20 protein-coding genes are annotated in these 20,191 nt (G+C 41.2%); 11 read left to right on the top strand and 9 right to left on the bottom strand.

The annotated features are described in order from the left end of the window. The first annotated feature begins 7 nt into the window (after window positions 1-7). The 6 genes from murC to lpxC all read left to right on the top strand — a co-directional run bounded on the left by murC (window position 8) and on the right by lpxC (window position 6,636). Entirely contained in the window at window positions 8-1,417 is a 1,410-nt protein-coding gene (murC, locus tag AAEY57_RS05950; protein WP_216712925.1) for a UDP-N-acetylmuramate--L-alanine ligase, read from the top strand. After that, complete coding sequence (locus tag AAEY57_RS05945; protein WP_036956003.1) at window positions 1,414-2,334, top strand: D-alanine--D-alanine ligase; 921 nt, start codon at window positions 1,414-1,416, stop codon at window positions 2,332-2,334. The genes murC and AAEY57_RS05945 overlap by 4 nt, the downstream gene beginning before the upstream one ends. A gap of 1 nt (window position 2,335) precedes the next feature. Next, complete coding sequence (locus AAEY57_RS05940) at window positions 2,336-3,097, top strand: cell division protein FtsQ/DivIB (RefSeq protein ID WP_013464059.1); 762 nt, start codon at window positions 2,336-2,338, stop codon at window positions 3,095-3,097. A gap of 13 nt (window positions 3,098-3,110) precedes the next feature. Next, the gene (gene ftsA / locus AAEY57_RS05935; protein WP_013464060.1) at window positions 3,111-4,343 is read left to right on the top strand and encodes a cell division protein FtsA; all 1,233 of its coding nucleotides are present in this window, start codon (window positions 3,111-3,113) and stop codon (window positions 4,341-4,343) included. Window positions 4,344-4,364: 21 nt separating this feature from the next. After that, a complete protein-coding gene (gene ftsZ, locus AAEY57_RS05930; RefSeq protein ID WP_024601202.1) occupies window positions 4,365-5,618 on the top strand; it encodes a cell division protein FtsZ in 1,254 nt (417 codons plus the stop codon). 106 nt (window positions 5,619-5,724) lie between these two features. Further along, the gene (gene lpxC / locus AAEY57_RS05925) at window positions 5,725-6,636 is read left to right on the top strand and encodes a UDP-3-O-acyl-N-acetylglucosamine deacetylase (RefSeq protein WP_350606903.1); all 912 of its coding nucleotides are present in this window, start codon (window positions 5,725-5,727) and stop codon (window positions 6,634-6,636) included. Window positions 6,637-6,739: 103 nt separating this feature from the next. Here the strand turns inward: lpxC and yjjG are convergent, their stop codons facing one another. From yjjG to AAEY57_RS05910, 3 genes are read right to left on the bottom strand one after another with little or no spacing between them, the layout of a single operon-like run. Next, window positions 6,740-7,414, bottom strand: coding sequence for a pyrimidine 5'-nucleotidase (yjjG, locus tag AAEY57_RS05920; protein ID WP_013464063.1), 675 nt, complete (start codon window positions 7,412-7,414; stop codon window positions 6,740-6,742). An 11-nt stretch (window positions 7,415-7,425) separates the two neighbouring features. Then, window positions 7,426-7,965, bottom strand: a complete 540-nt coding sequence (gene yjjX, locus AAEY57_RS05915) for an inosine/xanthosine triphosphatase (RefSeq protein ID WP_350606900.1) — start codon at window positions 7,963-7,965, stop codon at window positions 7,426-7,428. 60 nt (window positions 7,966-8,025) lie between these two features. After that, the gene (locus tag AAEY57_RS05910; protein ID WP_008114793.1) at window positions 8,026-8,925 is read right to left on the bottom strand and encodes a phosphoribulokinase; all 900 of its coding nucleotides are present in this window, start codon (window positions 8,923-8,925) and stop codon (window positions 8,026-8,028) included. 115 nt (window positions 8,926-9,040) lie between these two features. On the opposite strand from AAEY57_RS05910, the gene AAEY57_RS05905 reads away from it, so the two are divergent. Continuing rightward, window positions 9,041-9,910, top strand: coding sequence for a TolB-like translocation protein (locus tag AAEY57_RS05905; RefSeq protein ID WP_350606898.1), 870 nt, complete (start codon window positions 9,041-9,043; stop codon window positions 9,908-9,910). A gap of 333 nt (window positions 9,911-10,243) precedes the next feature. Next, entirely contained in the window at window positions 10,244-10,609 is a 366-nt protein-coding gene (locus AAEY57_RS05900; protein WP_013464067.1) for a hypothetical protein, read from the top strand. Between the two features lie 273 nt (window positions 10,610-10,882). Here the strand turns inward: AAEY57_RS05900 and AAEY57_RS05895 are convergent, their stop codons facing one another. The 6 genes from AAEY57_RS05895 to AAEY57_RS05870 form a co-directional block, all read right to left on the bottom strand. Next, window positions 10,883-13,456: a M1 family metallopeptidase gene (locus tag AAEY57_RS05895; protein WP_350606894.1), complete on the bottom strand. Its 2,574-nt coding sequence runs from the start codon at window positions 13,454-13,456 to the stop codon at window positions 10,883-10,885. A 114-nt stretch (window positions 13,457-13,570) separates the two neighbouring features. Next, window positions 13,571-14,251 (bottom strand): site-specific integrase, encoded by a 681-nt coding sequence (locus tag AAEY57_RS05890; protein ID WP_013464069.1) that lies wholly within the window; start codon window positions 14,249-14,251, stop codon window positions 13,571-13,573. An 89-nt stretch (window positions 14,252-14,340) separates the two neighbouring features. Next, a complete protein-coding gene (locus tag AAEY57_RS05885; RefSeq protein WP_013464070.1) occupies window positions 14,341-14,691 on the bottom strand; it encodes a DUF2750 domain-containing protein in 351 nt (116 codons plus the stop codon). A gap of 11 nt (window positions 14,692-14,702) precedes the next feature. Continuing rightward, window positions 14,703-15,287, bottom strand: coding sequence for a glutathione S-transferase family protein (locus AAEY57_RS05880; RefSeq protein ID WP_350606938.1), 585 nt, complete (start codon window positions 15,285-15,287; stop codon window positions 14,703-14,705). Between the two features lie 68 nt (window positions 15,288-15,355). Continuing rightward, a complete protein-coding gene (locus AAEY57_RS05875) occupies window positions 15,356-15,637 on the bottom strand; it encodes a peptidylprolyl isomerase (protein ID WP_008114778.1) in 282 nt (93 codons plus the stop codon). Between the two features lie 76 nt (window positions 15,638-15,713). Continuing rightward, a complete protein-coding gene (locus AAEY57_RS05870; RefSeq protein WP_350606891.1) occupies window positions 15,714-16,283 on the bottom strand; it encodes a glutathione peroxidase in 570 nt (189 codons plus the stop codon). 88 nt (window positions 16,284-16,371) lie between these two features. Between AAEY57_RS05870 and AAEY57_RS05865 the strand changes: the two genes are divergently transcribed. The 3 genes from AAEY57_RS05865 to AAEY57_RS05855 all read left to right on the top strand — a co-directional run bounded on the left by AAEY57_RS05865 (window position 16,372) and on the right by AAEY57_RS05855 (window position 20,135). Beyond that, entirely contained in the window at window positions 16,372-16,860 is a 489-nt protein-coding gene (locus AAEY57_RS05865; RefSeq protein WP_013464075.1) for a GNAT family N-acetyltransferase, read from the top strand. Window positions 16,861-16,970: 110 nt separating this feature from the next. Beyond that, entirely contained in the window at window positions 16,971-18,962 is a 1,992-nt protein-coding gene (locus AAEY57_RS05860; protein ID WP_350606889.1) for a hybrid sensor histidine kinase/response regulator, read from the top strand. A 45-nt stretch (window positions 18,963-19,007) separates the two neighbouring features. After that, window positions 19,008-20,135 carry a response regulator gene (locus tag AAEY57_RS05855; RefSeq protein ID WP_010390732.1) on the top strand — a complete coding sequence of 376 codons (1,128 nt, stop codon included), beginning with the start codon at window positions 19,008-19,010 and terminating at the stop codon, window positions 20,133-20,135. Window positions 20,136-20,191 lie beyond the last annotated feature (56 nt).

Genomic DNA, 20,191 nt, shown 5'->3' with positions numbered 1-20,191 from the left:
CCCAGCGATGCGCCGCATTGAAACTATTCACTTTGTAGGAATAGGCGGTGCAGGCATGGGCGGCATTGCAGAAGTACTTGCTTTTGAAGGTTACCGTATTACCGGTTCAGATATAGCTCACAGCGCAATGACTGAGCGTTTAATTAAAGCCGGTGCTGAAGTATTTATTGGCCATCATGAAAATAACGTAAAAGACGCCAATGTGGTGGTGGTTTCAAGTGCAATAGATAAAACAAATCCTGAAATTCAAGCCGCGCAAGCTGCGCGTATTCCGGTGGTTCGTCGTGCAGAAATGTTAGCTGAACTGATGCGCTTTCGCCACGGTATTGCCATTGCGGGCACCCATGGTAAAACGACCACAACCAGCTTAATTGCGAGCATTTATGCACAAGCCGGGCTCGATCCAACCTTTATTATTGGTGGTTTGCTTAACAGTGCTGGCAGCAATGCTAAGGTAGGTAAAAGTGACTTTTTAATCGCCGAAGCAGATGAAAGCGATGCCTCATTTTTGCACTTACAGCCTATGGTGTCGGTGATCACTAATATTGAAGAAGATCACATGGAAACCTACGGCGGTAGTTTAGAAAAAATGAAAGATACTTATGTTGAATTCATTCATAACCTGCCGTTTTACGGGTTAGCGGTGGTGTGTATTGATTCAGACGTTGCTGCTGAATTGATCCCCCGTTTTGGTCGTCCGGTGATCACTTATGGTGAGTCACACGAGGCTGATTATCGAATGAGCGACTTTAGCCAAACAGCGAACACATGCCAATTTACGGTGACTAATAAACAAGGTGAGAGTTTAACCGCCAAGCTGAATATGCCGGGTAAACATAATGCCCTTAATGCAACCGCAGCGATTGCCGTGGCTAAAGATCAAAATATTGCGAATCATGCAATTTTAGCGGCTTTAGATACTTTTGAAGGTATTGGCCGTCGTTTTCAGCACTACGGTGAATTTGAAAATGAACGCGGCAGCGTGATGCTTGTTGATGACTATGGTCATCACCCGTCAGAAGTGGCTGCTACCATCACCGCAGCACGGGAAGGCTGGCCTGATAAGCGTTTAGTGATGGTGTATCAGCCGCACCGTTATACGCGTACTCGCGATTTATACGAAGATTTTGTTAAGGTATTGGCTGAGGTTGATCAGCTTTTATTACTCGATGTTTACAGTGCTGGCGAAGAGCCGATTGTTGGCGCTGATAGTAAGAGTTTATGCCGTAGTTTGCGCCAGCGTGGCAAAGAGCCATTACATGTAGCCTCAAGCTCAGAGCTTGCGGGTGTACTTGCCAACTGCCTACAAAATAACGACCTAGTGCTCACACAAGGTGCGGGTAACATAGGTCAGCTAGTTAAAAATTTAGCAGCCACGAATATGTCGATAGAAAAATTAAAGCAAGGTGAAGTATGACGCAGGTAAATTCCCAGTTTGGTAAAGTAGCGGTGCTGCTAGGTGGAAACTCAGCAGAGCGCGACGTGTCATTAAAATCTGGTCAAGCGGTATTAAATGCGCTCTTAGACGTTGGCATTGATGCGATAGCGTTTGATCCACAAAATCGTTCGTTATGGGAATTAAAGTCGTTAAACGTTGATCGCGTTTTTATTGCTTTGCATGGTCGTGGTGGTGAAGACGGCACGGTACAAGGTGCTCTAGAATTTATGAACCTGCCGTATACCGGCAGTAATGTTCTGGGTTCGGCACTGGCAATGGATAAAATTCGTTGTAAGCATTTGTTTAAATCGGCAGGCTTAAGCACCGCACCTTATGCCGTGGTTGATGCTAAAAAAGGCTTTGATGCCAATGCCATTATGGCGCAATTTAAAAAGGTAATGGTTAAGCCATCGCACGAGGGCTCCAGTATCGGTATGGCGCAAGCAAGCTCTGCAGAAGAACTTGAAGATGCGCTCACTAATGCATTTAAGTTCGACAGCCAAGTATTGGTAGAGCAGTGGATCACGGGTCGTGAATTTACCATTACGGTCTTGGGTGATGAAGTACAACCTGTGATTGAAATGAGCACCCCAAACGGATTTTATGACTACCAAGCTAAATATCAGTCAAGTAGTACGCAATATCATTGCCCTGCTGATTTATCACCATCGGATACTCAAAAATTACAAGCGATGGCGCTTGATGCGTTTGATTTAGTAGGTGCAAGTGGCTGGGGACGAGTCGATGCGATGCAAGATGAACAAGGACATTTTTACTTACTAGAAGTGAATACCGTACCAGGCATGACAGAAAAATCATTGGTGCCAATGGCAGCAAAAGCCAACGGGGCAAGTTTTGAGCAATTAGTTGTTCGCATTTTGGAGCAAACCCTTTAATATGCATCCCTTTTTAGAGAAAGCACAGCAACTAAAACAGCAACTTAACTGGTCGCTGATTTTTGGAGTGAGTTTTTTTCTAGCGGTGGTGATAGGGTTAATTGAAATAACCAGTGGGGTTTCGCACTGGTTAGTTGAAAATAAAGATGCACAAATTAAGCATTTAACGGTGCTGGGGAACCCTAAGTACACCGATGAAAAAGCAATAACAGCGGCAATAAAAAAAGCAGATTTAAGCAGTTTTTTTGAGCTAAACGTAAAGCAAGTTCAGCATTTAGTACAAGAGCTGCCTTGGGTTGCAACGGTATCGGTAAGAAAGCAATGGCCTGATACCATTCAAGTTTACGTGGTAGAACATCAAGCGGTTGCTCACTGGAATAGTGACTTGCTGATTAATCAAAGCGGTGACGCGTTTGAAGCAAAAAGTGATAAATTAAGTGCCACTTTACCCCAACTATATGGGCCAGAGGGCAGTGAAAAAGAAGCATGGGTAGCGTTTAAACAGTTTGATGAAATGCTCAAAGTCAATGCATTAACGCTCACTAGCCTTGCGCTATCTGAGCGGTTTTCGTGGCAACTTTGGTTAGATAACGGTGTGCGTTTAAATTTAGGACGCAAAGATAAAGCCAAACGTGTACAACGTTTTATAGACGTTTATTCACGTATAGAAAAACGTGCTGATGCACAGATAGATGCAATTGATTTACGCTACGATACCGGCCTTGCAGTGAGCTATAAGCCACTGCAAGAACAGCAATTATAATAAAGAGTAAGGCATGACTAAGTCAGCAGAAAGAAACCTAGTGATTGGATTAGACGTTGGCACTTCTAAAGTAGTGGCCACGGTAGGTGAAATCACCACAGATAACAAGCTCAGCATTGTTGGCGTGGGGAGCCAAGTATCTCATGGAATGGATAAAGGCGGTGTTAACGATTTAAATTTAGTGTCTGAGTCTATTCGCCGCGCTATAGATGAAGCCGAATTGATGGCTGATTGTCGTATTAGCTCGGTTTATTTGGGTATTTCTGGCAAGCATATTCAGTGTCAGAACGAAAGCGGTGTTGTGGCTATTAATAACACCGAAGTAACCGATGAAGACATTGAAAATGTAATACACATTGCTCGTTCAGTGCCAATTTCAGCTGAACGCAAAATGTTGCATGCTTTGCCGCAAGAGTACAGCATTGACATGCAAGAGGGGATTAAAAACCCACTCGGCATGAGCGGTGTGCGCATGGAAGCACGCGCGCACATTATTACCTGCTCCAACGACATGGCTAAAAATATAGAAAAATGTGTTGAACGTTGCGGGCTTGAAGTTGACCAACTTATATTCACAGCGCTTGCTTCGTGTTATTCCGTACTGACGGATGACGAAAAAGAGTTAGGTGTTGCGGTGCTTGATATTGGTGGTGGTACTATGGATATCACTATTTATATTAATGGTGCGCTGCGTCATTCGGCGGTTATTCCGGTGGCAGGTAACCAAGTAACCGGTGATATTGCAAAAATATTTCGTACACCTATATCACATGCTGAGTCACTCAAAGTACAATATGCCTGTGCAAGTAGCCAAATGGCGAGCAGCGAAGATACGATTGAAGTGCCAAGCGTAGGTGGGCGGCCAGCAAGACTGATGTCTAGGCACACGTTATCAGAAGTGGTTGAGCCACGTTTTAGAGAATTATTTGAACTGGCGATGGAAGAAATTCGTCGTTCAGGATTAGAAGACCAAATTGCAGCAGGTCTCGTCATTACTGGCGGAACTGCTAAAATGACTGGCGCAATGGAAGTGGCTGAAGATATTTTTCAGATGCCAGTAAGAATAGGTAAACCAATTGGTGTAGTAGGTTTAACTGATTATGTTGATGATCCATCGTACGCAACCGCTGTAGGTTTGTTACAATACGGGCGTACTATGCAGTCGATGAATGCACAAAAGTCGAAAGCGGATGATAATAATAATTGGTGGAACCGCATCACAAAATGGTTTCAAGGCGAGTTTTAGTACTCAAGTCGGAGAGTAAATATGTTTGATATAATGGAACAACACAGCGAAGAAGCTGTAATAAAAGTAATCGGTGTTGGTGGCGGCGGCGGTAACGCAGTTGAGCACATGGTAAAACAACAAATAGAAGGTGTTCGTTTTATTGCAGCGAATACGGATGCACAAGCATTACGTAATTCAGCCGCTGATGTAACGGTACAATTAGGTACGCAAATAACCTCTGGGTTAGGTGCGGGTGCAAACCCTGAAGTAGGCCGTCAGTCGGCTGAAGAAGACGCAGAAACGATTCGTGCCAGCCTTGAAGGCGCCGATATGGTATTTATAGCGGCAGGTATGGGCGGCGGTACAGGGACCGGAGCAGCGCCAGTCGTGGCTAAAATTGCTAAAGAGCTGGGCATTCTAACCGTGGCAGTTGTAACGCGTCCATTTGATTTTGAAGGTAAAAAACGTGCTGCTGCTGCAGAGCAGGGGATTAGCGAATTGTCTGAAATCGTGGACTCGTTAATTACTATTCCAAATAACAAATTACTAAAAGTATTAGGTAAAGGGACAACTTTACTGGATGCGTTTGCTAAAGCAAATGACGTATTATTTGGTGCGGTACAGGGTATTGCTGAGCTAATCACACGCTCGGGTCTAATTAACGTGGATTTCGCCGACGTACGTACTGTTATGTCTGCAATGGGTACAGCCATGATGGGGACTGCATCTGCCTCGGGTCCTGATCGTGCACAAGAAGCAGCAGAAGCGGCTATTTCAAGCCCATTACTAGAAGACGTTGATTTAACCGGTGCTAAAGGTATCTTGGTTAATATTACTGCCGGCATGGATATCGCGATTGAAGAATTTGAAATCGTAGGTAATCACGTTAAGGCGCTAGCGTCTGAAAACGCAACGGTGGTTGTGGGTGCGGTAATTGACCCTGAAATGACAGACGAGCTACGTGTAACGGTTGTTGCAACTGGCTTAGGCGGCGATCGTCGTCCACAGTTTGGTATTGTAGATAATGGCTTTAAAAAAGCATCAGGTTCTGATGTAGCCAGTTCAAGCACGCAAACAAGCAGCAGCATGTATGTTCCTAGCTTTGCAAGCCAAGGCGCAAGTACAGAAGAGCCTGCAACGACTACGCAAACAGAATCAAAAGAGCAAAGCACATCGACGAGCTCTTCAAGTTCTTCAGCGAATACGTCGTCAAGCAGTGCTAAGAAAACAGATAAATCTGAAGGTGGCGATTATTTCGACATCCCTGCTTTTTTACGTAAACAAGCAGATTAATAAAAAACAGTACTTTTGTGCGAAATGTGAACGAATATTGTAGTTATACCGTATTTATGCTACACTCCGCCGTCTAACTGTAATATATACTAAAGTGAGCGAACCTATGATTAAACAGCGTACGATTGCACAAGTAGTCAAAGCCATAGGAATTGGACTTCATAAAGGTGAGAAGGTCACAATAACTCTCCGACCTGCGAGCGCAAATACTGGGATTGTATTTCGTCGTGTCGACCTTAATCCGGTTGTTGATTTTGAAACAACACCTGAAGCCGTTGGTGATACGCAATTGTGTACCTGTTTAATTAACAAAGATGGTGTTCGCTTATCGACTACTGAGCACTTAATTGCGGCGGTTGCGGCAATGGGAATCGACAATTTAATTGTTGAACTTGATAGCTCAGAAGTACCAATAATGGATGGTAGTGCATTGCCATTCATTTATTTATTACAAAAAGGCGGCATTGAAGAGCAAAATGTTGCAAAACGCTTTATTCGTATTAAAGAAAAAGTACGTATTGAAGAAGGTGATAAATGGGCCGAAGTAGAACCTTACGACGGATTCCACATCGATTTCGAAATTGCCTTCGATCACCCTGCAATCAATGAAAGCCGCCAACGTGTTGGTTTAGATATTACGGCACAAAGCTTTACTGAAGAGATAAGCCGTGCGCGTACTTTTGGCTTTATGAAAGACATTGAATACATGCATGCGAACAACCTAGCACTAGGTGGCAGCATGGATAGCGCAGTGGTACTTGATGAATTTAAAGTTTTAAATCCGAACGGTTTGCGTTACGCAGACGAGTTCGTCAAGCATAAGATTCTAGACTGTGTAGGTGACATGTTTATGACAGGTCACAACCTTTTAGGCAAAGTAACCGCATTTAAATCAGGTCATGATTTAAATAATAAGTTACTACGCAAAATTATGGCAACTGAGTCAGCATGGGAGTGGGCAACCTTTGAAACGCCTGTGACGATGCCTGCACCCGGCCTTGAGCTAGCTAACGCCTAATTAGTTAATCACTTATATACAGTTATAAAAAATGACGCTTATTAGCGTCATTTTTTTGTTTGTTAATTAGCTAAACAGCTAAATTACACTCAGGCTTTTATTATCAAAGTCCTAATATAGTTTGCAACTGTTTAAGCTGGGTTACCTGATATGTTGGTTTAATTCCCTCAGGCAAGTTCACGCCAGGATGTTGCAGCCAACAAGTGTCAATTCCCACATTTTGACCGCCAAGAATATCACTGCTAGCGGTATCACCGACCATTAAAATTTGCTCTTTCGGTGGATTACCCATTAAGTTAAAGGTGTGCTCAAATATCTCTTTTGCAGGTTTAGCAATGCCGACTTGCTCAGAAATAACCAACCAGTCAAACATATCTTGCAGCCCTGTATGCGCTAGGCGACGTGCTTGTAACTGAGAAAAACCATTGGTAATAATGCCCAGCTTGGCATGGGGTTTAAGGGCATTTAATAATTCAACGGCGCCGGGTAAAGGCATACAAATTTCGGCCATTGCTGATAAAAAATCATCATTGAGCTGTTGAGCTGGCACATCTAGTTTATTTGCCAGTTCGCTAAAACGAGTTACTTGTAAGTGACTTGAGGTGATCTCGTTGTTTTGATAAGCAATCCATAATGACTTATTGGTGTTTTGATAATGGGCATAATCTGCCTCGGTAAAATCCATGTCATAGGTTGCTAGCATGTTTTTAAGGCCAGCAAAGGCATTAAAGCTAAATAAGGTTTCGTCGGCATCAAATAATACGTAGTTATACTTCATTAAAACATCCGTTATTGATTATATAGAGTGGGATTAAGAAAAGGCGCCATGGCGAGTGTCAGCGCTTGAGTATAGGTACTTTCTCGTGTTGCATGATGATCAGTTAACAAGCCAATAGCACCCCCTTGCTGTTTAATATTGGTGGTATTAAAGGCTTTATCCATCACGTCACCAAGCTCTTCACCTTGAAGCAATGCTTTATAAAACACAGTGGGCAGGGGTAAGTTACTGCTTCGGCCTGTAACTTGCTGTGCGCCATTATCAATAACTACATAGGCAAAGGTTGCCGCACCATAACTAAATTGCGCTGCACCACCTTCCATCGCCACATAGTAGTCTGCCTGATAGTGGTTTTTACAGTAATTAACGCGATTTTGTGCCCCTAAGCAGGTTTGCTCTTCACCTAAGGGTTGATCGGGTACCTCTGAGGGCGCGTGAACACCACTACATTCGATTACACGCTCAGGAAAATACATCGCAAAAATATGTTTAGCGGGATTGATTTTTACTGGGTTTTTAGACCCAACAATAATTTTAATTGATTGCGACATATTAAACTCGTCATACTTAAAATCAGCAGTGTACGTGAGTTAGGGTTCACAAAAAAGAGTCTAAATAGGAATTTCAGGCGGGGCTAACTTTGCTAAGGCGCGTTTTTTCAAAATAATATCTTTTATTAGAGGCGTGAGCACCAGTTCCATCGCGAGACCCATTTTACCACCGGGCACCACTAAGGTGTTTATACGCGACATAAAACTGCCTTCAATCATCCGCAAATAATACGGAAAATCAACATCATCAATCCCCCTAAAGCGAATCACAACAAAGCTTTCATCAAGGGAGGGGATATCTTTAGCGCTAAATGGGTTGGAAGTATCAACGGTGGGGACTCGCTGAAAGTTAATATGGGTACGAGAAAATTGCGGCGTTATATGATTAATGTAGTCATCCATACTGCGCACAATAGAGTCCATGACTTTTTCACGAGAGTGGCCGCGTTCTGAGGTGTCGCGAATGAGCTTTTGGATCCATTCAAGGTTAATAATAGGCACCATGCCTATGAGTAAATCAACATGTTTAGCAACATCATGATCTTCATCAACTACACCGCCATGTAGACCCTCGTAAAACATCAGATCTGTATTTTGCTCAAGCTCTTGCCATGGGGTAAATGTCCCAGGTAACTGGTTATAAGGCACGGCTTCATCAAAGGTGTGTAAATAACGACGAAGTTTTCCTTCGCCGGTTTCACCGTATTTAGTAAATAAGTCTTCTAAGGCGCCAAAGTCGTTAGCTTCTCGGCCAAAATAGCTAATGTGTTTACTTTCTTGCTGTGCTTCACGAATTTTTTTGTCCATTTCAGGGCGTGTATAACGATGAAAGCTATCACCTTCGATAAATGCCGCATTGATATCAAGGCTACGGAAAATATGCTTCACGGCGTTAGTGGTGGTCGTTGTGCCCGCTCCAGATGAACCGGTGATTGCAATAATAGGGTGTTTAGCTGACATGTTTGTTCTCTTTTTTATGACCCGTTAGTTATAAAGAGTTGACTGACTTAGGTCAAGTGACGTCATCAGTAAATAACGTTATCATGAGGTGCTTAAAATTAAAACGAGAGAAAGCATGAAACTGATTAAACCATTGTTAGGGCTTATAGCTATAAATGCTTTAACGCTAGATATTGCTCAGGCAAGTATGCCTAAAAGCCAAATTTTGCTCGCCGATTTAAATACTCCGCATGGTATACGTGTAAGCATTGTTAGTGATAAAACGAGCTATAACAATCAACCCCATTTAACCGACACCGGCCTATACTATACCCGAGAAATAATCAGTAATGACCAGAGTCAAACAGATATTGCGCTTTACAGCTTATCATCAAAACAAACGTCTATGATCACTAATACGCCACAAAGTGAATACTCGCCCACTTTAACACCGGATGGGCAGCACTTATCGGCGATTGTCGTTGAAGACGATGGTAAACAAAAGCTATGGCAATATCCGTTGGCGCCCGAGTTGGCTGCAAGTCGTATTTTTGATTGGATTGAACCTGTAGGCTATCACGCTTGGGGAAGTAACAACGATTTAGTGATGTTTATTTTAGGCGAACCACACACGCTGCAATATACCTCGGTTGCTGCGGCAAAAGGTGAGGTGGTAGCAAGCGATATTGGTCGCACGCTTATTTATAATAAAGCGCAGGCTGAGTTTTTATTTAGCCATAGTAAACACGGGCAGCATCACCTAGCGCGTTTTGATCCACAAACTAAGCAAGTTACCGATATACTTAGACTGCCAAACCAAGTACAAGATTTCATCTTAAAAGATGAAAATACCATTGCTTACGCAATTAAAAACCGTGTTTACCAGCGTAAATTAACACGCGGCTCTGCTATATCGCAGTGGCTTGATTTAAGCCAATATTGCGATACTGAAATAAGCCGGTTGAGTTATAAAAATCAGCAATTAGCTTTTGTGTGTAGTGAATAAATAAATTTCGGACTTTCACTCATGCATGAGTTAGTCTAGGGTCTGTTGACCTTTGCGGATTACAATTTGTTCAAACTAGGGGCGGTTTAATCGCGGCGCGAGGTTTGTAACCTAGTGGGCTAAGTCAAAACTGAGCAACAAAGAGTAAATCGCCCCTAGGCAGAACCCGAAGGGCAGTGCCTGTTTGGCATTGATGCTGCGTTATCGCCTATTTATGGGGAATAACCACATCACATATGCTTTACCTTGGCTAAATACCAAACAGACTGCTGCAAATTTAACTTTGAAAGGTCAACAGACCCTAACCCCCTATTAAATAAAAAGGAAAGTGACGTGGCATTTAGTGCAGACGAGTTAACCGAGCAGCTGATCAAACTAGAGTGTAGAAGTAACTTTAAAATAAAAAACATAGCTGAGTATATGCTAGTAAACTCTAAAGAGGCGTTTTATACCCATGCTGAAGCAGGTAAAGGTAAAATTGTGATCCGCCCGGCATTTGAAGTGTTTAGCGATGACTTTACTGATATTGATGGGGTTGTGCGTACTCAAGGCTATTTTCATAGCAGTGAAATGACCCGTTTTCCTACCCGTATTTATAAAAGTACGCAGCCTATTCATTATGGTGTCGCTTTTAAAATTAACTCTGAACAAGCGGCAAAAGAGTTTATAGCTAAGCTAACGATGATTATTGGCGGTTAATAGAGTGGTGCAGGGCTAAAGGCAAAAGGTGCAAGATAAAATCTTTAACCCTTAACCTTTAACCTTTAACCTTTAACCCTTAACCTTTGTCTTTAATTACTACCTCTAAAAGCGCAGCGCCTCTTAACCTCTTTGTGAATAAATTTTTTAAGATCTTATTACACAAAGAGAAGACAATGAGAAGTAAATGAGAAAACATCAGCCATTAGCCCGAGTTTGAGGTTTTCGGCCCGTTACTCGTCGCCCGCAGCCCGCCATCCTTTAAACTTTAACTTATTTGCTATTTAAAAAGCTATTGACTGATTTCAGTTCACGGTTTTTAAGTGCAATACAGTCATTGGTGCTCTCTGCAAGTTTACTTAACGTACGCGCATAACCGGGTACAGCTTCCAGTTTAGCGTCAAAGAAACTTTGCGTTGTAGCTAAACTGTCAGCGTCACAGCTGGCGGTAGTAAAGTAAGGTAAGTTTGGCACAAAAAATGGTGGCAAGCTTGCTGTTACTTTATCGTAGTTGTTATAAATCCAATCAATAAACAGTGCTTGGCGTTCATCGGTGTAACTTTGACCCGATAAAATAGTACGCATATCAGAAGCCGTTACTTCGTCTGTTAAGCTATACGCCAGTACCGCTTTTTGTAGTTCAGGTTTACCAAAGTAACCCATTGCTGCCAGCATATTGGTACGCACTTGTGGATCTTTGGTGGTTTTAAAGGTTGTCATAAACTGATCTAGCAACGCCTTATCCCCATGAAAAGCCGCAAGACGTAAATAAGTACCTGCTAAATAAGGGTCTACCTTTTGTGGATCGTTTAAGTAAGCTTGTGTTTGCTGTTTGGCTTTATTGATCACATTTTTATCTTCACCATCAAACCCTAAGCGTGATACCACCGCGGCACGAAGTTGAGCTACTGCGCCATCTTCGCCCATTTTTGCTTCTAGGCCATATTTTTTAGCGGCAGGCATCACCGCATTTTGAATAAACGTAGGCCATAAATCTTTATTGCTATCGTCTTTAAAAGTACGCTGCTGTGACGCTAAATAACCTAAAGCAGTATTAGCAACACGCGGATGACTATCGCTGGCAAATACTTCAAGCGTTTGCATTAATTTAGCCGCTGAAATGACACCGGCATCAAGTAGGGCATCTGTTGCCGATAATAGGGCTAAGCGTTCACGGTCGTTTAATACCCTAGCTGCATTATCTATTAACGCATTAAATTGCGCATCATCCATTACCCAACGGTAATAACCTAGCGCGCCTTGATCTGGATAAATCCATTCTGGTTCAAAGTCTAATGCTAGCGTTTGGCTTTGTTTATTTAATAATACATTGGCTGTTTGTACTTTATCGCCAGCACCATATTTAATCGCAACCGGTACATTCCACAGTTGAGCAGGAGCTTCAACACCGGCATTGGCAAAACGACTTTGCGAAATCGTAATGCTCTTACCTTGCTGCTTAACGTTAATTAGCGGGAATGACGACTGTTCAATAAACGATTTTAAAACGCTCGCTACATCTTTATTTGAAGCCTTACCAAGTGCTTCCCATAAGTCGGCAGCTTCTGCATTTTTATAAGAGAACTCTTTTAAGTAGTTCTGAATACCAGCTTGAAATGCCTCTTCGCCAATCCAGTTTTCAACCATCGCCAGTACTGAGCTGCCTTTGCTGTAGGCAAGGCCTAAACCATCCATAATATCGGCTTCGGTTTTAATTGGTTTGCGAATTGGCTTAGTGCTTAAACGTGCATCTAACGCCATTACGTTGTTTTGTGGTAAATCTAGGTGTGATTCAAACTCAGGATTAAGCTGCTTAGTAATTTTTGCCGCCATCCAGCTTGCAAACGCCTCATTTAACCATAAGTCGTTCCACCACTTCATAGTCACTAAGTTACCGTACCATTGATGAGCTAATTCATGGGCAATAATAGAGACATTACGTTGTTTTTTACTACGCGTTGCAGCTTCTAAATCAACCAGAAGAATATCTTCGCGGTAAGTCACTAAGCCTGAATTTTCCATAGCGCCAAACGGAAACTCTGGAACAGCCACTGAATCTAGCTTTTTATATACATAAGGAATACCAAAGTACTCTTCAAGTGCGCCCAGTACTTTAGGCATGTTCTCTTTTGCATATTGCGCTAAATGAATTTTACCTTGTGGGGTGATCACACGCCCAGGAATAGGCATGCCTTTAATTTCTAGCTCTTCAAATGGACCTACAGCCATAGCCACTAAGTAAGATGGAATTGGTGGCGTTTTATCAAAGTAATGGGTGGTCATATCGCCATTCACCGTCGTTTTTAGCTCAGGTGTATTTGAATACACTTTTTGTGAGGTGGGGGCGGTAATGGTTAACTGAAACGGAATTTTATAGCTTGGTTCGTCAAACACCGGAAATGCACGTCGCGCATCACTCATTTCAAATTGCGTGAACAAGTACGGAACGCCTTGATCTAGGGTTTTATATAACCCCACACTCTGGCGGTTATAAGGCGCTGAAAAATCTATTTTTAAGGTGTATTTACCTGGCTGAATTTGCTCTTCACAGCTAAATTTAACCTTACCTGTTTTAAGCATTTCGCTGTTTAAATCACAGTTTTGCTCGCCTAGTAGTTGCACCATTTTAGTTGCATAATCAACACCATTGAGCTCAATGTAGTGTGTTGGTTTGAGCACTTCTAAGCTGATCTCGGTCATTCCTGTAAAGGTATTCTGACTTGGGTCGAGCGTTAAAGCGACTTTTTGTGAACTTGGCTTTGCGAGTTTTTCAATGACGAATTCGTTAGCGTGAGCAGCATTCATCGCAAGCGCAACGCTCACGGTTAAGAGGCTTTTTAAAAACATAGTTATCCCTAGATTTTTTGTTGTTAGAAACAGTCATATAGACGGCACTTCATCCTAACAGCTTTTTTTACTAGAGTAAGCGCAGATCGCTAAGGAAAAGAGTAACAAAGTTTGTCAGTGGCTATCTCGGGCTAAAAACCGCTGCCAATGAATGTGCGAATTGATAACCCGGATCTGTTGTAGCACCTTATTTAACAAGGCTATATCGTTAAAGTTATCATGAGGGTAATCATTAAAGCCCATTAAGTAATTAAAGCAGTCTTTGTTGCCTGCTTGCAGGGCATAAATACGAATTTGCTGTTCAAAGTTAAGCCGTAAACTACTAATGGCGGTTTTCATACCGAGTTGATCCACCGAAGGAATTGCACATTTTTGCAAATATCCTGCGCGTTCACCCTCTCCAGAAAACCATATGCGCACTTTTTCGCTATAGCGCCCTGTTTTAGCAGGAAGATCGAACATTAAACGGGAGTGATTTTGTGCTTTTACATAAGCTAAATAGTCATTAAACCCAGCGCTAATAAGGGCGTGATGAACAGGCACTAAACGTGGCTTAATTTTACCGTGGGTATGAAAACTAAAACAGAGAATATTATTTTTAAGTATTAGGTCATCAAGAGTTAAGCAGCCAATTTCATCACTGTAAGCGCCACTGTAATAAGCAATTAAGGGCAGCCAGAAATGCCAGTGTTTAGCTTGTTCGCGGGCAAGCCGTGTATCACTATAAATATATCCGTTATAGAGCGTATGCAGCTCCATAGCTGAAAATGGACGACGACCAAGATGGGTTTTCAACGTATTACCTTGACAGTTTTTATTATTTTTATACCCCAACTAACCGTTGCTGTTAGTTGGGATAATGTCAGCGAACTAACGCCTAAAACTTATTCGCTTAGCGCGCGAGCTAAACCAACCGGTTCAATTTCTACACACACCTGATCGTCATTCCAATTTAAACCCACTAATGCATCATCAGATTTTAGGTCTTCAACCCAATCATCTAAGAATTCATCTAGGTTGATTTCTACTGGACTGTAGTCTTGCCACTCTTCTTTACATTGTGCTTGTGCTGCGTCTTGTGATTCCCACAGTAAAAGTACATCGGTGTCGTCAAACTGATTTGACTCACATACAACAAAGCCACCATCATCGGCACCCAGTGCCCAGATCTGCTCACTAACACGTACTTTTTCTACAAAGCTAACTAGTTGTGATTCAATTTCGATATCGCTCATGTATCCACCTTTTAAAATTTAAGTCGAGGGTTGGTATTTTTAGCCGCTTGACGCGGACTAAACGCCTCATGAAACTTAACTAATTGCGGCTGCGCGCTAAAATCAGTGAGTTCACGAAAGCATATCCAATCAAGTAAGCAGTATAAACTGATGTTGAGGCATTCACAGCTTTTAAATTCATCATCGCATAAATGATCATTTAAATAGTGTAATGTTTGCGCAACTCGCTCATTTTGCAGATTAAAAAATAGTTTATCAGCTTGCGTGTCAAATCCAGAACGTTGGCATAACAGTAATTCAACGAATGAATCATTGCAGGCATTGATGCTAGTTAAAAAATGCTCTTGAGGCCATGTAAGTGGGGGTTGCTTAGTTTTTTCAAGTAAATAACGCAGTATGGTATTTGAATCACTTAAGGTAAGCGTGTCATCGACCAATATAGGGATTTTGGCTGCTGGATTTTTTGTGACCACCAACGGCCGATCGTCTTTAGAAAAAATATCGAGATTTATAAACTCAAGCGCACAGTTATTTTGTTCTGCCCAGATTCTAACGCGGCGAACATAAGGGGAAGGAATAGAGCCAAATAGTTGCATAATGGGCTTTTGCCAACTCCACATAAATAAAAAGCCGCTGATGCGGCTTTATTAATAAATCGATTTACTTACTCTGAGCGGCTGGTTACTTCTAATAAATGGTAACCAAACTGTGTTTGTACAGGGCCTTGTACTTGATTTAGCGGCGCTGAAAATACCACCTTGTCAAATTCAGGCACCATCATACCTGGGCCAAACTCACCTAATGCACCACCATCTTGACCTGATGGACAATTAGAGTGCAGTTTAGCGAGTTCTGCAAAGTCTTCACCTTGCTCAATTTTATCTTTAAGGTCTAAACATTGTGCTTCACTGTCTACGAGTATGTGCCTTGCACTTGCAACTGCCATAAGTTCTCCTACCTGTAAGTTTAGTTTTTTAAATTTGATAGCAACATCTTAGTAAGGTTAAACTGAAAACACAAAGTTAAAATGCACTTTTGATTGCGCTTTCTAGTTTTGCTGAATCCGGTGCTACGCGGCTGTTAAAACGCATAATCGTTTTGCGATCGGCCGATACCACGTATTTATAGAAGTTCCAGTTTGGTGAACTGGTTTGGGCGTTTAAATGCTTGAAAATAGGGTTTGCGTCACTACCACGTACTGCGCTGGTGGCCAGCATAGGGAAGGTAACACCATAATTTACATAACACACTTTTGCGGTATCTTTTTCATCATTCTCTTCTTGAAAAAAATCATCTGATGGAAAGCCTAATACCACCAAGCCTTCGTCTTTGTATTTATTATAAAGCGCTTCTAAACCTTCAAATTGCGGCGTAAAACCGCAGTTACTCGCAGTGTTAACAATTAAAAGAGGCTGGTTCTTAAAATCACATAAGTTAATGGTTTCAGTTGAGCGCAACTTTCTAAGTGAAACATTCGTGAAGTCATTGCAGGTGTTTGCATCTAATGAAGGGGCGGGCGAGTCTGCGGCATATGTATTTAGCGAAACACAACTTAACGCGAGGGTTAAACCAAGTATTATTTTTTTTATCATGCTATTACCTTAAGTGCGTTTTTAGAGTATTTATGTAACTTATCATACGCTACTATAGGCTAAATTGATCAATTTTACTTTATTTTCTATGACTATACGTTTAGCAAAACCTGATGATTTAACTGCCATTGTTGCTATTTACAATGAAACTATCCCTAGTCGAATGGTCACCGCCGATACCGAAGAGGTGACCGTCGCTGATAAACAACCTTGGTTTGATAGCCATACTGCTCAACGCCCTATTTTTGTTTACTGTGAGAACAACCAAGTATTAGCGTGGCTTAGTTATAAATCGTTTTATGGTCGCCCAGCTTACGATGGCACCGTTGAGTTAAGCATTTACATTACGGCAGCAGCCCAAGGAAAAGGGTTGGGTAAAAAGCTGATGCAATTTGCACAACAACAAGCCAAGCAGCTTAATATAGAAGTATTACTTGGGTTTATTTTTAGTCACAACGAACCGAGCATTAAATTATTTAAGCATTTTGATTTTGCAGTATGGGGAGAGCTGCCTAACGTAGCAAGAATGGACAATCAGCTGTACAGCCTGACTATTTTTGGTAAGCATTTAACCTAGTACCATAACAAAAGGCAGCAAAATTCACTTTTACGTAGGTGATTACGCTAAACCAAAAATTCTAGACTATGCTGAAAAGGTGTTTAATTAACTCTTTAAAGTGTGTCTAAATGGCGAGAAAAATACTTATTATTGATAGCAGTAGCATGATTGCTATGCGCTTAAAAGTGTTATTAGAACTAATTGGCTGCCAAGTTGAATTAGTCCACTTTGCTATGTTTGATGAAAATACAGACATAGACATTTATGACTTACTGGTATTTTCTCAAGGCGTGCCAACCGATGTTGTATCGATAGTTGTTGAAAAAGCGACTTATCAATCATTTTTGTTATTAGCGCCAAAAGCAGAATCAGGGGAGTTGCTTAGCGCATTCTCCAAATTAAATGACTTGATACCCAATGCCACCATTATCTACCCCTTCTTTTCCAATAAAGAAATAACGTCTTTAATTGAGGCCTTATTAGAGATAGGTCCAGATCACATTTTTAAACTACCGACAATTTTACTCGTTGATCATGTTAATGAGCGATTAGAGTCACTTAAAAGTAGCCTTTATGGCGCTCATATTGAGGTATACACCGCAACAAACCATGATGAAGCAATTAATATTGCCAAGCTCAGGAGTATTGATATTTTAATCAGTGACTTTAGCTTACAACCGGGTTCTGGTTTAGAGATATTTTCGAGTTTAAAAAAAATACAACCGCATAGTCGTTGCTTGTTAGTAACCTCACGCCCTGAACAGTCTATGTTAGAAGCCATTCGCCAAGGTGTTGAAGATGTTTTAATCAAGCCTTTAAATGACAATGTGTTACTACAGGCTGTACATAAATTATGGCAAACCGAGCTGCTAAAACGTCACAATGCTGAGCTAGTAGAAAGATTACAAGAAACAGTTGATGTGCTGATTGAAAAAGACAGCTTACTGCAGGTCATTTTTAAAAATACCCCCGATCCTATTTTATTATTTGAACGCAAAGGCAAGATAGTCGAGGCCAATGATGCCTGCTTAAAATTATTTAATTTAAAGTTTAAAAAGCTCATTGCTCACTCGTTATTTCATTTTTTAGATGATGACTCGGTGCAGGCAATAAAAGATAAAATCTCTACATTAAACAGTAATCGTCAGTTTAGTTGTGACTTACACATTGTAAATAAAGACGGAAGTAAAATTCCGCTAGTTGGATCATTTAATGAAATAGACCACCATGGCGAAATAGCGTTAGCGGTTATTTTTAAAAATGTTAGTCATTTAAAACAAAAAGAAGATCTATTGTTGGAAGCCAAAGATCTTTTAGAAGAGCAAGTAAGGGCACGTACTTCACAGCTTGAGCATGCGAAAAATATTGCCGAAGCGGCTAATCTAAGTAAATCAGAGTTTTTGGCAAATATGTCACATGAGCTAAGAACCCCTATGCACTCTATATTGAGCTTTTCACGTTTTGGTATTAGCAAGTTACAAGAGGGTGATTTTAGCAAAGATAAACTTTTGAAGTATTTAACTCGTATTGAGTCAAGTGGGCAAAGACTACTATCGTTACTTAATAATTTACTCGACCTTTCTAAATTAGATGTTGGTAAATTTCCATTCAACCCACGGGCTTATGATTTAGCGACTATTGTTAAAACCAGTATTGATGATGTTGCCGGTATTGCTATTGAAAAAGATATAAATATTGTTTTTAGCTCTGATAACGCGCCGATTGTTGCACAGTGCGATGAAGAGCAAATAAATCAGGTTTTGAGAAATGTATTGAGTAATGCACTCAAATTTAGTGAAGAGCACAGTACTGTTGAAGTTGTCATGCAAAGAGACGATGACAATGCAAACATTGCAGTGATAGATAGCGGTATAGGAATACCTGAAGAGGAACTTGAAACTGTTTTTCAAAAATTTGTGCAAAGTAGCAAAACAAATAGTGGCGCAGGGGGGACAGGATTAGGACTTACGCTGTGCCGTGAATTTGTTTCTTTACATCAAGGAACTATAAAAGCCTGTAATAACGAACTTGGTGGGGCAACCATTAGCATTCAGGTTCCTTTGGAAATAAACCTCGATGAATATTTAGCCGATGAGCAATTAGTGAAAAATAGTAGCTAATAACCGAATTGTTTTAATGAACACGATTTATATGGACGAAAAATTATGGCTTTAACTAAAATTCTTGCAGTCGACGATGAACCATTTAACCTCGAAATAATAGAAGAAATCCTAGAGGAATTAGATTTTGAACTTAAGCTGGCTTCGAGTGGCCCGGAATGCTTGAGCATGGTTGAAGAGTATATGCCGCAGGTTATCTTACTTGATGTAAGCATGCCAAAAATGAATGGTTACGAAGTATGTAAAGAGCTCAAAGCCAACCCTAAAACACAAGATATTATAGTGATGTTTGTATCGGCAAGGGGGACCGTTGAGGAACGTATGGAAGGTTATTCAGTAGGTGCTGAAGACTATATTGTAAAACCGTTTGGGCACGATGAGCTTAAGCAAAAGCTGAATAAGTTAAATCAAGTATTAATAGAAAAACAACAGCTTGAAAAGCAAGTAAAAGAAGCAACCTCAACCGCTTTTAATGCTATGGCAAATAGCAGTGAAATGGGTCAGATAGTTAACTATATTGAAAATATCGGTTTTATCAACGATGTAGAGGAGTTAGGTAAGGCATTAGTGGAGTGCTTACAGACATTTGGTCTACAAAGTAATATTGAATTTAGATGTAACGACACCAAATCGCACTTTGCTTTAAACGGTGTGTGTTCGCCGATTGTGATTGAGTTATTTGAAATGCTTAAAAACAAAGGTAGGTTACATGAGTTTTCTCATCGTATTTTGGTTAATTACGAGTTTGTCAGTTTATTGATTTTGAATATGCCAGAACAAGATGAGCAGAAGCATGGGCGTATACGTGATCATATTTGTTTTATTGTAAGTGTAACCGAACAGCAGTTGCGCGCTATTACTACTAAGAAAATGTTGGTTTCGCAGCAAGAGCGATTAAACAAAGTGGCGAGTACTGTTCACAGTAAGTTTCATAGTTTAATTGGATTGCTTAACGACAGCCGGATAAATAACGAAAAAGTATTTAAACAACTTCAAGAGGAGTTAGAAGAGCGGATCCCAACCATGGGACTCGATGAAGACCAGGAAGTGTTTATCTACAAAAAAGTCGACGAAACGATTCAAAACTCGGTGGCACGTCAAGAATCTGTTGATCAGGTTAAAAAAGCGTTCGCAGAGATAGAGCAAGATCTCGCTTTATTGTTGAAAGGTTAAAGGTGCGGGCTACGGGCTGCGAGACGCGGGGTAAATTCCTTGCTACGATTAGATAT

The organism is Pseudoalteromonas sp. MER144-MNA-CIBAN-0113, assembly GCF_040308965.1.
GTDB classification, from domain to species: Bacteria; Pseudomonadota; Gammaproteobacteria; order Enterobacterales; family Alteromonadaceae; genus Pseudoalteromonas; species Pseudoalteromonas tetraodonis.
This window is presented reverse-complemented; position numbering and strand designations above follow the sequence as displayed.